Genomic DNA, 12,307 nt, shown 5'->3' on the forward strand with positions numbered 1-12,307 from the left:
TTTGTTTAACACCTTTTTATAACTTTCTGTTTTATATCAGATAGAGGTAAACATGAAACAATTTTCCAAACATTTTAGTTTATCAGCTTTAAGTACCGCAATTTTATGTAGTCTAAGCATGTCAGTTAATGCTGCTGAAGTTGATGATGAAGCTGTACTCGAAGAAGTTGTGGTGAGTGCTAGTCGTTTAAAAGGCACTGCAACGGCTGTACTTGAAGAGCGTAAGCAACAAGCATTTGTTGCCGATATCATGGGAGCAGAGCAAATATCCCGTAGTGGTGACAGCGATGCTGCGGGCGCTTTGCGCCGTGTAACGGGTCTTACATTAGTTGACGGTAAGTTTATATATGTACGGGGTTTAGGCGAGCGCTATTCGAGTACGCAATTAAATAGTGCTGCTGTGCCAAGTCCTGATCCAACACGTTCAGTTATCCCTTTGGATTTATTTCCTGCAGGTATAATCGAGAGCTTATCAGTACAAAAATCTTATTCACCATCAATGCCTGCTTCATTTGGTGGTGGTAATGTAGATATAAGATTAAAAAGTATTCCGAATCAGTTTGTTTTTGATGTTACAGGTCAGTTAGGTTACAACAGCAACAATTTTGATGATGGCCTTGAATACAATGGCGGTTCTGATGATTGGTATGGTTTTGATGACGGCACACGTGAAATGCCCGATTCTATTAAAGCTATTTATAAATCAGGTCAATCAATTGATGATGTTACACCTGAGCAAAGTCGTGCATTAGCACTTGATTTAAATCGAGATTATGACCCAACTGAAACGAGTTTAGACCCAAATACTAAATTTACTGTAACACTGGGTAATAGCTTTGAGTCAGGTGATTGGCGTTATGGGTTTTTATCTGCTGTAAGTTACGATAATAAATATTTTGTAGGTGAAGAATACCAAGGGCAAGATTTCCGTCTAGGGGAGTCTACTGCTGCGCTTACGCGAGGTTATGACAAAGTGACCTCTAGTGAGCATAACGTAAAGCTTTCTGGGATGTTTAATTTTGGTATTGAGTACGATAAGTCTCATCGTATTGATATTAGTTCGCTGATACTTCGTGATACTGAAGACAAAGTTAGAGACCGGTTAGGTATTGATGAGAACAACAATCAATCGGATAACAAACGCATTCGTTCTTACGATATTAGCTACGAAGAGCGTGAGTTAATTGTAAATCAGATTAAAGGCACGCATACGTTTGATTGGTTAAACTTTGCAGGCTTTGATTGGAAATACTCTAATGGTCGTTCAAATCGTTATGCACCAGGTAACTTAACAACGCGATTTATTGTTACTGATGAAAACGAAGATGGTAATTATGATGTTCAAAATGAAATCGCTTTAACTAATGCAACAACGGCAGCACGCTATACGTATCAAGATTTAAATGATGAAGTAGAGAATTACGGGTTTAACTTCACGTTCCCTATTATGCTTGATGGCGTTGATATTGAATTAAAATCAGGTGCTGATTTTATATCAAAAGAACGCTCAGCGTCTAATCGTCGTTTTGACATTAATACGCGTGCCTTTAGCGGTGTAGATTTAAATGGCAATAAATTAAACAGCATTTTATCTGACGATGTGATTGCTAATGCTCAGCTTAATTTACCTATTTTAAATGATACGACTGTTTCCGGTGATGATTATAGGTCGGCTCAAAAAACGGATGCTTATTATTTTGAAGCAGATTTTTTCTTTAATAATAAATGGCGTATAAGTGGTGGTATTCGTTGGGAAGACTTTAGGCAAGTGTCTGTCCCTTTAGATCCATTTACAGGGGGTCTTGACTCATCAATTGAGTACGACGAGCTTGCAGATTTAGCTTTTCAAGAAGATGATGTTTATGGTGCGTTAGCATTTACATATGTTTATGATGATGAAACCCAATATCGTTTAAGCTATGGTGAAACAGTTGTACGCCCTGATTTACGTGAGATTTCAGAATCAACATATATCGATCCACTTACAGAATATCCAGTAGGGGGAACACCGGGCCTGCGTACAACACAAATCAAAAACTATGATTTCCGATGGGAAAATTACTACGATACAGGTGAAAACTTTTCAGTAGGTTTATTTTATAAAGATATGACTGACCCTATTGAATCAGTGCAATCACCTTCACAAGACGGTCCTCCATTAGTACGTATAGCGAATGCTGAGGAAGGTTATGTAGCAGGCATTGAATTTGATTACCTAAAAGATTTTACTTTTTTAGGTGGTATCGGCCAAGATATCTTTTTAAGTGGTAATGTTACATTAAGTGATTCTGAAATAAAGTTAGATCGACAAGCAATTGTGGATCAAACTGGGGTTTCAGCTGCTGTAACAAATACAAAGAGACGTTTAACCGGACACTCTAAATACGTGGTAAATATGCAGTTAGGCTACGATGCGCCAAGTGGAGAGCATGCTGCGACAATTATTTATAATGTATTTGGTGAACGTATCATTATACCGGGTATTGAAGGTCAAGAGGATTGGATGGAGCAGCCATTTCATTCTGTAGACTTAAACTATACTTACTTCCCTGATTTCAATTCGAGCATTAAGTTTAAAGTGTTGAATATTTTAGGCCAAGATCAAAAAATTGAAGCGGATGGAGTATTAACTCGTTCTAAGGAAAAAGGAACTGAGTTTTCGGTTGAGTATAAGTATCAATTTTAACGCATAGCTTTGCCCAAGGAAGGGAATTATAATAACCATAGTTACCGATTAGCCCCGTTATTTAACGGGGCTTTTTTGTGTCAATATTTTTTCTATTTGCACTTTATAGTTGCATAGAGCTGATAACATTGGTTTTTACTACCAGTACTTTTCATCCCCCATGATTGGTTATACCAATCGAAGTCTCCGTAGGCGCTTTCATCCTCTCCGCAGGTAATTGTGCTTCCAGAAATTTCTTGATTGTGACCACGCTCTTCACAAAATTGATTTCCATTCGTAGAACCCACAAAAAACAGCTCTAAGCGCCCATTTATCCAAACCTGTGGTGCGTAATAGGTTGTTGCAGTATTTACCAATATACCTTGTTGCTGTTCCATATTTATTTCTGCGCGCTCAAAGGATACTTTTTCATTTTCTTTTAGCGTTACTGTGCTTGCTGAAAGCGTAGTATCTGCAAATACATTAAGTGATACTGAACTTAAAGTAAGTAGAGCAAGAGTGAATGTCTTCATTATCTTTTCCTTTAGTTGAATGTAGAATTACACAAAACATCTTTATTCAATGTGTCTATTAAGCGTGGTAAATATAAGTTTCAACAAGGTTAAGCTTTTATTAAAGTTTAAAATAAGCACTGCATGCCTTTGCATTTTTTACACTATGAAAAAAATTTGAGTTCTACTTTATTCACTAGTTTTAGGGGGCTGGTGGTGTTATTTTGACGCTAATGAAAATTAAATCTCACGCAATGAATTTAATTTTTAATGTATTAAGGCATCTTTTATGAACAAAACAGTGGAAAAAACAATGAAAAAAGTAGGATTAGTCGGTTGGCGTGGCATGGTAGGCTCCGTGTTATTAGAACGTATGCAGCAACAAAGTGATTTTGCCCATATCGACACTACCTTCTTCACCACCTCGCAAGCGGGTCAGTTAGGACCGGACATTGCAGGCGATGCAAAACCATTGCTTGATGCAAGTGACATTAGCGAACTTGCTAAAATGGATATTATTGTTACTTGCCAAGGCGGCGATTACACCAATTCCGTATATCCAAAACTTAGAGAATCTGGTTGGGATGGCTACTGGATTGATGCCGCTTCAGCACTTCGAATGAGTGACGATAGCATTATAGTGCTGGATCCTGTAAACAAAGATGTTATTGAACAAGGCTTAGCGCAAGGCGTTAAAACGTTTGTGGGCGGTAACTGTACAGTATCGCTAATGCTACTTGCATTAGGTGGTTTATTTGAGCAAGACCTAATTGAATGGGTAAGCCCAATGACTTACCAAGCGGCGTCGGGCGCCGGTGCACGAAATATGAAAGAGCTTATTGCACAAATGGGCGCTATTCATGCAAGTGTCGCAGATAAACTAGATAACCCAAGCTCTGCTATTTTAGAAATTGATAAGATAGTAAGCGAAAAAATGGCTTCAAGTGATTTGCCACAAGACCAGTTTGGTGTGCCATTAGCAGGCAGTTTAATTCCGTGGATTGACGTACCTATGCCAAGCGGTCAGTCTAAAGAAGAATGGAAAGCGCAGGTTGAAGCCAATAAAATTTTAGGCTCTTCTAAGCAACCAGTGCCAATTGATGGTTTATGTGTACGTATTGGTGCAATGCGCTGTCATAGCCAAGCAATGACCATTAAACTACGTGAAGATATTAGCGTAGAAAAAATTGAAGAAATTTTAGCCTCGCATAATGAATGGGTTAAAGTTATTCCAAATGAGCGCGAAATTAGCGCTACTGACTTAACCCCAGTTAAAGTAACGGGGACATTAAGTATTCCTGTTGGCCGTATTCGTAAATTAGCCATGGGCCCTAAATACATAAGCGCGTTTACAGTGGGAGATCAGCTCTTATGGGGCGCCGCAGAGCCATTGCGCCGCATGTTACGCATTATTATTGATGATGAGTAAACATTGTTAGTAAATTTTATTTTTCAGGGTTAGCAATTTGCTAACCCTTTTTATTTAACCTGCTTTACCAGTTTATAAATCGGGCTTTATAAACTGGTACATCATTTGCTGTAATTCCCATGTTAACCAGCTAACTACAACAAACCTATAGAATACGTATTTTACTCGCATTATATGTACTGCTATTACAAAATTGCGTAGTTTTTACATGTTTAAAATACTGCTTTGTAGGTGGAAATAAAGGAAATTACAATGCGTTCATTTTTAAATTCATTACACCGTAAATGGTTCAGCTTTGTTGTCGTAATTGTATTACTGCTAATTACCCTCAGAATAGCTGCGCCTTATGCAGTGCAGCAGTATGTAAATTACCAGCTAAAACATACGCAAGGTATTACGGGACATATAGGTGATGTAGATTTGTTTTTATATCGTGGCGCTTATGCCATTGACGATGTAGAAATTTACGCTACTAACGCAACCACAGCACCTAGACCTTTACTTGCGGTAAAAACACTTGATTTTTCACTTGCATGGTCGGCGCTTTTAAAAGGGAATCTGGTAACAAATATGGCTTTTATGCTCCCCGAAATTGTTATTTATGATAAAAACCCAAACGCAGCAGAGCAAAATCAACGTGTAAAAGATGAAACAACTTGGATCGGACTCGCCAACGATTTAGTGCTGTTCTCAATCGATACCTTAACTATCGAACAAGGTAAGTTGTCCCTAGTTAATGCAACTAGTCAGGGTGAAAAACCCACTTTTATATCAAATATTAATGCCAGAATTGAAAACATAACGAATGCGCTAAACCTATCAAAAACACTTGTGACTACTCTAAACGTAGAAGGTGCGTTAATGGGGGAGGCGGCATTAAGGCTTAATGGCAAATTAGACCCTTTTAGCAAGCACGCTAATTTTGATTTTAACGCAGAGGTACAGCGCTTCTCAGTTAAAAATCTCGACACTGTATTTAAAGTGTATACACCGTTTGATATTGAAGCGGGGGGCATTGATGGCGCAATGGAACTTGTGGCAAAAGATAATAACTTAAATGGTTATGTAAAAGCGGGTGTTCAAAACCTTAGTGTATTTTCTTGGCGCGAAGATATAGAAAAAGATGATGACGGCATATTTACTGCCATATTTGAAGGCAGTGTTGATTTACTCGGCTCTATACTCGAAAACGATGAATCTAAACTTGTTGCTGCACGCATTCCTATTGAAGGTCAACTAGATAATACGGATGTTTCGACTTTCCAAGCCGTTATTTCTGTACTAAAAAACGCATTTTTTGATGCGTTTAAAATGAAAGTAGATAACATCATTTCTTTTGAAGATACGGATAACAAATCTAATAACGAGGAAAATTAAAGCATTTTGGGAATGCATGTTTTAGTTGAATGCCTAAGCTGCACCCACTTTTTAAACTTTAAGTGGGTGCTTTAGTACTCTTATCAGATTAGTTTTTGCGGTTACTCAATAGCGCTTTAAGCTCAGCAATTTGGGATTGTAGTTCGTTTACTTGTCCTTGCGTTGCAGGTAATGAGCTGTCGTCTGCGAGCTCTTCTCGCGCTTTTCGGTGCTCCTCGCTCATAACTTCTAAAATGGCACCTACCATCATATTTAAAAATACAAATGCGGTTAAAAATATAAATGTAAGGTAGTAAATCCAGCTTAATTCGTACACCGCCATTGTTTCGTACATTATGTCGGTCCAATCTTCAAATGTTGCTACCCTAAACAAGGTAAGCATTGATATTGAGACGTCTTGCCAAAGTACGGGGTTTATTTCAGCAAACATCATGCTGCCCATAGCGGCGTAAATATAAAAAATAACAAACATTAATAAAGCGATATAACCCATTTGCGGAATAGCTTTAAGCAGAGAGTTAACCAATAAGCGCAGCTCTGGGATCATCGAAACCAATCGCAGTACTCTAAATATGCGCAGTAATCGTGCAATTAGCATCGTAGAACCTGCTGCAGGGTATAAGCTACCTAGTACTATAATTGTATCGAATATATTCCATCCCTTAGAAAAGAAGTCTTTTATACCTTTACTTGCAATAAAGCGGATTATTAGTTCAATTAAAAAGAATGCGGTAATGCCAACGTCCATCCAATTTAGAGCAAGCTCTACCGTTGGATGCAGTGAGTAAGTGTGCGCACCTACTGTCAGGGCAGAAACAATAATTACAGCTATAACAAATGATTGAAATATCTTGCTTTTGTCTATACGCTGAAACAACTTTTGTAACTGCGACATCATAATAATGGGTCCTGTGAGTATTAAGGTTTAATGGCGCTAATATACAATAATATTGTAATAATTTAACGCTTTTTCGATATCGAAAGTGTAAGGAAATTTAATGTTTATCAATAAACTAAAAAACAGCGCATTACTTATTATCGGATTTTGTATTTTGGCTGGTTGCAGCTCTGATGCACGTTTTCACGAAGTTCAATCTGCACGTCTTGATGAGTGCAACTATAAAGCGGATAAAGAATATTACGAATGCTTAAATAAACAGGACTCTAATTACGAAGAGTTTAAAAAGCAGCAGCAAGCCCAGACTAAATAAGTAGCGCTAGTACATTTATGACTAAAACTCAAAAACAACGCGATAAGCAAATTCGCTCAGTATTGACTATTGCGTGTGAAACAATAAAAGAAACCGTATTTGGCTTTCACTATTTAACGCATTCAGTGGATTTAAATAACGAAACAAACACGTTAAAAGTGCAGTGCTTTTTTAATGATGATATAGCTCTTGAAAGTGCAAAACCCCAGCTTGACGAATTAAAAGATATTATACTAAATCAGCTAGCAAGTATTAAACTGAATATTAAACCAGCACATATCTTATTTTTCGCCAATTAATAGTGGTTTAGTTGGTTTGACAGCACAGTGATGTTTATAATTACATAAATTACTTTAAAGGTTTCAATTATGGCCGTTCCTACGCGTTCGCAAATTTCACCAGGCATAACAGTAAATATTGTATTAAAAGAAGATCAACGCAGCGGTACATTAACCGAAGGTGTTGTTGAGCGTCTTTTAACAAAATCACCTAATCACCCGCACGGTATTAAAGTACGTTTAGAAGATGGTCAAGTTGGCCGAGTAAAAGAGATTTTATAATGGCAGCGTTAACAGAACAGGCTTTTTGGGAATTAGTAACCACGCCTGATTTAGGGCTCGATCCGCAAAGTGTGAGCGATAACCTAAAAACTAAACTTAATGATTTAAGCGATCAACACCTTATTGATTTTGATAAGCACTTTGGCATACATATGCGCAAATGCTTTACCTGGGATTTGTTTGGCGCTGCCTTTGTGATGGCTGGGTGTAACGACGATTACGGTTTTAGCGAGTTTAGATGTTGGTTAATTTCTCGCGGTAAAACAGTATTTGAAAACGCCTTAGAAAATGCTGACTCGATAGCGCAGTGTACACCTGTTTATTACTTGAACGAGCAGCCTTATCCGTACATTGATGAGTATGATTTAATAGCCGGTTTATTATTTGAAGAACGCAGCGAAGACGAATTGCCGTTTATTCCATCAGGCAGCGATGAACCCAAAGGTAAACGTTTTAAAGACAAACCTAAGTTTTTAAAGCAAAGCTACCCTTTATTATTTGCAAAGTATTGGCAATAAAATAAACAGTAATTTTTGTACTACCTAAACAATTTAATGAGTCCAATGTCTCCTTACAAGTAAGCGCATTGATATAAATCGTTTTGTTGTTTAAGTACGTATTAACTAAAGTACTTAACAGCAAAATGGTTTGTAATGCAGTATCTAGGAGGAATCTTTGTTGATTTAAACGTATTCAATCTAGAGGGATTTAATCGCGGCACGAGGTTTGTAACCTAGTGAGCTCGGTAATTGCTTCTGCGTTACCTTATTGGCTTATACACATGTAAGAATAAGTAATAGTCGAGCAAAGCTTCCGCTAGCTGCTCACGCCTTAGTTCCTGAATACGACTTCTCTCCTTTTATAGTAAATCTCTGTTATAGTTGTTAAAAGTTATAAAAGCTAAGTGATTAGGCATTTTGCTATTATTTAACACGCTGACTCACGAGGATACACCCACGAAATGAAATATTTAACACTCGCTTTATTAACTGTCGCTTTTACAAGTGCAAATGCTTTTTCTGAGCCGAGTAATAAAACACGATTTATACCGCTTTTAAAGTCAAAATTGGGAGCCTACGAAGTTGTGTCGGCTAATTCTGGATTATGTGTTAATAGTAATTTGAGTTTGACAGATGAAAGTGATGCAAGTGCGGGTTTTAAACTAGGTAAGCAAATTATATTTGGATCGCTCCACAATGGTACCCGAACCATTAAAAAACCAAACTTTTGTTTTATAACCAGTACGCTTAAATATAAAAGTGATGGCCTTGAAAACGGTTTAAGAATGAGCCGTTGTGAAAACCCTGTAAACGAAAAAACAATCAGTCAAAGTATCAAATTTTTAGCTGATAACACACTAAAATACACATTGAGCGAACCCAGTGTAGAGTGCACATTTAAAAAAGCAGATGAAAGTAAATAAAGCATCTAGTAAGTAGTAAGTAGCAAATCATTCGCAGTATATTTTAGGGATATCGCGCCAACGCGTGGTGTACTGCGGCGACAAAAAATCACGGTTCATGTGCCACCGGTCATTTAATTTACTACTAGCTAAACTAAGCATTCCTTTCCCATACCGTGTATTTATAGCATCTAGGCAACTCATTAATTGTGGGTTGTCAGTACGTTGGTTAAACAAATCACTTTGTTGAAATTGCTGTGACGTAAGTTCTAAAGCGCCTACACCACACTTGTAAAACCTAACTGCAGGTTGGTATATTTGATCAAATACCTCAGATACAGCATTAGCCATTACGCAGGTGTCGTTAGTGGGTGAGGGGAACTTATACACAAACGACTTTTTATAATATCTATTTTCGTGCGCGCCACTGGCTGCAAAAATATAAAGCTGGTGAGTGAGCGAACGTTGCGCTCTTAGTTTATTAGCCACTGTGGTTACATGGTTAATTAGCGCCGTTTTAAGGGCTGTTGGCTCACATATGCGCTCTCCAAAACTACGGGTCGAATAAATTTCCCGCTTGTCTTGTCGTACATCATCCCAGTTTAAACATGTTATCCCGTTAAGCTCGCTTACTGTACGTTCAACAACCACACTAAATGCACGGCGCATTGCTTTAGGGTTTTGCTGAGCAAGATCCCAGGCGGTGTGTATATTCATTATTTTAAGCTTTTTAGCTAGTCGCCGGCCTATTCCCCATACATCTTCGCAGCTCATTCTCTGTAAAATAGCTTGGCGAGTTTGTTCGCTATTTATGACTGCTACACCATTAAAACCACTGAGTTTTTTAGCGGCGTGGTTAGCGGCTTTTGCTAAAGTAGGGGTTGGGCCAAAACCTACACCTACAGGAAGCTTCGTTTCGCGCCACACTGTGCGCCTTATTGTATGGCCGTATTCGTGCCAGTCTTTAATTAATGATGTGTAGCCATTAAAGTGCAAAAACGATTCATCAATACTGTATATGTGTTGTGTATCGCAAAAGCGGCCAATAATATTCATCATCTTGTCGCTTAAATCAGCATAAAGCTCGTAATTGCTAGAACGAATAACAACGTTGTTTTGCTCAAGTAAATGTTTAACTTTAAAGTACGGGCCAAATTTAGGAATATTTAAGCGCCGAGCAATAGGGCAAATAGCGCATACACAGCCATCGTTATTAGTAAGTACAACCACGGGTTTGGATCGAATAGTAGGGTCGAATACTTTTTCTGCACTGGCATAAAATGACACAGCATCAACTAAGGCATACATTTTAGTAACTCTGGGCTTTGCCTGTGCATTCTTATTGATAGCGTTACTACGCCTTCGAGCTGAAACTCGTCTGCAGAGGTGAGTTGTACAGGCTTATGTAAAGAGGAAGCTGAAAGCAGCCGCGCATTGGTTTTATCAAGCAGTTTGCATACAAAAAGACCATTTAAGTTAGCAACAATAACGTCACCATTTTTTACCGGCTCTGCACGGTCGATAACTAATAAGTCACCTTCAAAAATTCCGACTTCTTGCATAGAGTTACCCGATGCAATACCAATAAACGTAGCATCTGGATGCTTTATTAAAAGCTCATCAAGGGTTACACCTAGCTCGGTGTACTGCGCTGCGGGTGATTCAAAACCACACACGCCTGCTTCTATATAAATGGGAATGACAAACATAACACAACCTAAAACGCATATACTGTATAAGTGTACAGTATATGCGTTTTGTGTAAGTTATGCCAAGAATGTATGGCTGATCAATCCATGTTTTTGATCATTTGTTGTGCGGTATCTAAAAAGTCTTTGATTTGTTGAGGGTTTAAGTTTTTACACATTTGATTATTTATTTTTTGCTCTGAGGCTAATAACTTATCAAAAAGAACTTTACCTTGCTCTGTGAGCGATAAAATAAAGCAGCGTTTATCGTGCTCACTCGCCTGTTTATTAATTAAATTTAAGCTAATAAGATCTTTAATTAAACGTGCTATTTGCGCTTTATCGCGCTGCGTTTTAGTAACAATATCGTTAGCCGTACAGTTATTTACGTTCGCGATAATATGTATGCAGCGTACGTGCATAGCATTAATACCCAGTTCGCCTGCGTTAATTGCTTCACGAATTGTTACACGGTAATTTTGCATTAATTCAAACAGCGTATTTGATAAAGGTGTATTCATAGAACTCTCAATATAGTTGACAAAGTCAATTAACTTGTTATAGTTGATTTTATCAACCAATGGGGCGTTGTGCAATGCCTGCTTTTTATAGCAGGTTGGTATTAAAGTCTAAGTTTTGTAAAACGAGGTAATACATGAGTAAACAAGTTCGCAAAGCCAACGTATTAAGTACAGAGCAAATCACACCGCATTTACAGCGCATTGTTGTAGGCTCTGAAGATTTTAACGACTTAACCTCACAGTACATTGGTAACTATGTAAAAGTACTATTTCCAAAAGATGGTGAAGTAGATTTTAACTTAAAAACAGCCTGTATGCGATCATACACAATAAGGCATGTAGATGCACAAACAGGCGCGCTAACACTTGATTTTGTTATAAATATGCACCAAGGCCCTGCAACTGACTGGGCTAAAATTGCAAAAGTAGGCGACGAGTTAGGTATTGCAGGTCCTGGCCCTAAAAAGCTAGATAATTATGCGCATTCGCATTATGTATTGCTCGGCGATTTAACATCGGTAAATGCAATAAAAGGGTATGTGCAGCAATTACCTTTAATTTCAAAAATTGATGCCTTTGTACATGTACCCACCGAAAAAGATATTATTGATTTAGAAACAAGCCGCGATGTTAATTGGCTTGTTACCGACAACGCTGACGAGGCGCTACTTAGCGCGCTTCAAAATTTGCACATTACAGCAGAGCCTCCCATTGTATTTATGGCATTGGAAGCTGGGCTTGTTCGTAAAGCAAAAGCACTGCTAACAGAGCAATTTAATATACCACGCGGTAATATTTTTTCCTCAGGGTATTGGAAAAAAGGCGTGGATTCAGAAGGCTATAAAAAGCTGCGCCAACGTGATGCACAGCTTGCCTGAATACCTTAGAGCAAAATAACATATACCTATTTTGCTTTAATACCTCTGCGTAACTTGAATTGAC

14 protein-coding genes are annotated in these 12,307 nt (G+C 38.1%); 9 read left to right on the forward strand and 5 right to left on the reverse strand.

The annotated features are described in order from the left end of the window. The first annotated feature begins 52 nt into the window (after window positions 1-52). A complete protein-coding gene (locus LOS73_RS07215; RefSeq protein ID WP_007377595.1) occupies window positions 53-2,686 on the forward strand; it encodes a TonB-dependent receptor domain-containing protein in 2,634 nt (877 codons plus the stop codon). Window positions 2,687-2,778: 92 nt separating this feature from the next. Here the strand turns inward: LOS73_RS07215 and LOS73_RS07220 are convergent, their stop codons facing one another. Beyond that, a complete protein-coding gene (locus LOS73_RS07220) occupies window positions 2,779-3,198 on the reverse strand; it encodes a hypothetical protein (RefSeq protein ID WP_415636963.1) in 420 nt (139 codons plus the stop codon). A 268-nt stretch (window positions 3,199-3,466) separates the two neighbouring features. Here LOS73_RS07220 and asd point away from each other — a divergent pair, with 268 nt between their 5' ends. Both asd and LOS73_RS07230 read left to right on the forward strand, forming a co-directional pair. Next, window positions 3,467-4,606 (forward strand): aspartate-semialdehyde dehydrogenase, encoded by a 1,140-nt coding sequence (asd, locus tag LOS73_RS07225; protein ID WP_457934750.1) that lies wholly within the window; start codon window positions 3,467-3,469, stop codon window positions 4,604-4,606. A gap of 252 nt (window positions 4,607-4,858) precedes the next feature. Next, window positions 4,859-5,983, forward strand: a complete 1,125-nt coding sequence (locus tag LOS73_RS07230) for a DUF748 domain-containing protein (protein WP_457934751.1) — start codon at window positions 4,859-4,861, stop codon at window positions 5,981-5,983. 88 nt (window positions 5,984-6,071) lie between these two features. On the opposite strand, the gene LOS73_RS07235 is transcribed toward LOS73_RS07230, so the two are convergent. Next, complete coding sequence (locus LOS73_RS07235) at window positions 6,072-6,881, reverse strand: ion transporter (protein WP_007377591.1); 810 nt, start codon at window positions 6,879-6,881, stop codon at window positions 6,072-6,074. A gap of 100 nt (window positions 6,882-6,981) precedes the next feature. Here LOS73_RS07235 and LOS73_RS07240 point away from each other — a divergent pair, with 100 nt between their 5' ends. The 5 genes from LOS73_RS07240 (at window position 6,982) to LOS73_RS07260 (ending at window position 9,177) form a co-directional block, all read left to right on the forward strand. Then, the gene (locus LOS73_RS07240) at window positions 6,982-7,194 is read left to right on the forward strand and encodes a hypothetical protein (RefSeq protein WP_007377590.1); all 213 of its coding nucleotides are present in this window, start codon (window positions 6,982-6,984) and stop codon (window positions 7,192-7,194) included. A gap of 17 nt (window positions 7,195-7,211) precedes the next feature. Next, complete coding sequence (locus LOS73_RS07245) at window positions 7,212-7,493, forward strand: hypothetical protein (RefSeq protein WP_007377589.1); 282 nt, start codon at window positions 7,212-7,214, stop codon at window positions 7,491-7,493. A gap of 69 nt (window positions 7,494-7,562) precedes the next feature. Continuing rightward, a complete protein-coding gene (locus tag LOS73_RS07250; RefSeq protein WP_007377588.1) occupies window positions 7,563-7,754 on the forward strand; it encodes a YwbE family protein in 192 nt (63 codons plus the stop codon). Then, window positions 7,754-8,272: a DUF4240 domain-containing protein gene (locus LOS73_RS07255; protein WP_007377587.1), complete on the forward strand. Its 519-nt coding sequence runs from the start codon at window positions 7,754-7,756 to the stop codon at window positions 8,270-8,272. Before LOS73_RS07250 ends, LOS73_RS07255 begins: the two co-directional genes overlap by 1 nt. A gap of 443 nt (window positions 8,273-8,715) precedes the next feature. Beyond that, complete coding sequence (locus LOS73_RS07260) at window positions 8,716-9,177, forward strand: hypothetical protein (RefSeq protein WP_457934752.1); 462 nt, start codon at window positions 8,716-8,718, stop codon at window positions 9,175-9,177. Window positions 9,178-9,204: 27 nt separating this feature from the next. Here the strand turns inward: LOS73_RS07260 and LOS73_RS07265 are convergent, their stop codons facing one another. The 3 genes from LOS73_RS07265 to LOS73_RS07275 all read right to left on the reverse strand — a co-directional run bounded on the left by LOS73_RS07265 (window position 9,205) and on the right by LOS73_RS07275 (window position 11,365). Further along, window positions 9,205-10,464 (reverse strand): Y-family DNA polymerase, encoded by a 1,260-nt coding sequence (locus LOS73_RS07265; protein ID WP_457934753.1) that lies wholly within the window; start codon window positions 10,462-10,464, stop codon window positions 9,205-9,207. Then, window positions 10,452-10,865 carry a S24 family peptidase gene (locus LOS73_RS07270; protein ID WP_007377584.1) on the reverse strand — a complete coding sequence of 138 codons (414 nt, stop codon included), beginning with the start codon at window positions 10,863-10,865 and terminating at the stop codon, window positions 10,452-10,454. Before LOS73_RS07270 ends, LOS73_RS07265 begins: the two co-directional genes overlap by 13 nt. Window positions 10,866-10,945: 80 nt before the next feature. Further along, window positions 10,946-11,365 carry a MarR family winged helix-turn-helix transcriptional regulator gene (locus LOS73_RS07275; protein WP_007377583.1) on the reverse strand — a complete coding sequence of 140 codons (420 nt, stop codon included), beginning with the start codon at window positions 11,363-11,365 and terminating at the stop codon, window positions 10,946-10,948. A gap of 134 nt (window positions 11,366-11,499) precedes the next feature. Here LOS73_RS07275 and LOS73_RS07280 point away from each other — a divergent pair, with 134 nt between their 5' ends. After that, window positions 11,500-12,243, forward strand: a complete 744-nt coding sequence (locus tag LOS73_RS07280; RefSeq protein ID WP_007377582.1) for a siderophore-interacting protein — start codon at window positions 11,500-11,502, stop codon at window positions 12,241-12,243. Window positions 12,244-12,307: the final 64 nt, after the last annotated feature.

The organism is Pseudoalteromonas sp. SCSIO 43210, assembly GCF_054133285.1.

Excerpts from the sequence above, each read along its gene's own strand:
- LOS73_RS07255 (WP_007377587.1), top strand. The coding sequence starts at position 7,754 with ATGGCAGCGTTAACAGAACAGGCTTTTTGGGAATTAGTAACCACGCCT.
- LOS73_RS07215 (WP_007377595.1), top strand. The coding sequence starts at position 53 with ATGAAACAATTTTCCAAACATTTTAGTTTATCAGCTTTAAGTACCGCA.
- LOS73_RS07240 (WP_007377590.1), top strand. The coding sequence starts at position 6,982 with ATGTTTATCAATAAACTAAAAAACAGCGCATTACTTATTATCGGATTT.
- LOS73_RS07220 (WP_415636963.1), bottom strand. The coding sequence starts at position 3,198 with ATGAAGACATTCACTCTTGCTCTACTTACTTTAAGTTCAGTATCACTT.
- LOS73_RS07250 (WP_007377588.1), top strand. The coding sequence starts at position 7,563 with ATGGCCGTTCCTACGCGTTCGCAAATTTCACCAGGCATAACAGTAAAT.
- LOS73_RS07230 (WP_457934751.1), top strand. The coding sequence starts at position 4,859 with ATGCGTTCATTTTTAAATTCATTACACCGTAAATGGTTCAGCTTTGTT.
- LOS73_RS07275 (WP_007377583.1), bottom strand. The coding sequence starts at position 11,365 with ATGAATACACCTTTATCAAATACGCTGTTTGAATTAATGCAAAATTAC.
- LOS73_RS07235 (WP_007377591.1), bottom strand. The coding sequence starts at position 6,881 with ATGATGTCGCAGTTACAAAAGTTGTTTCAGCGTATAGACAAAAGCAAG.
- asd (WP_457934750.1), top strand. The coding sequence starts at position 3,467 with ATGAACAAAACAGTGGAAAAAACAATGAAAAAAGTAGGATTAGTCGGT.
- LOS73_RS07245 (WP_007377589.1), top strand. The coding sequence starts at position 7,212 with ATGACTAAAACTCAAAAACAACGCGATAAGCAAATTCGCTCAGTATTG.
- LOS73_RS07270 (WP_007377584.1), bottom strand. The coding sequence starts at position 10,865 with ATGTTTGTCATTCCCATTTATATAGAAGCAGGCGTGTGTGGTTTTGAA.
- LOS73_RS07260 (WP_457934752.1), top strand. The coding sequence starts at position 8,716 with ATGAAATATTTAACACTCGCTTTATTAACTGTCGCTTTTACAAGTGCA.
- LOS73_RS07265 (WP_457934753.1), bottom strand. The coding sequence starts at position 10,464 with ATGTATGCCTTAGTTGATGCTGTGTCATTTTATGCCAGTGCAGAAAAA.
- LOS73_RS07280 (WP_007377582.1), top strand. The coding sequence starts at position 11,500 with ATGAGTAAACAAGTTCGCAAAGCCAACGTATTAAGTACAGAGCAAATC.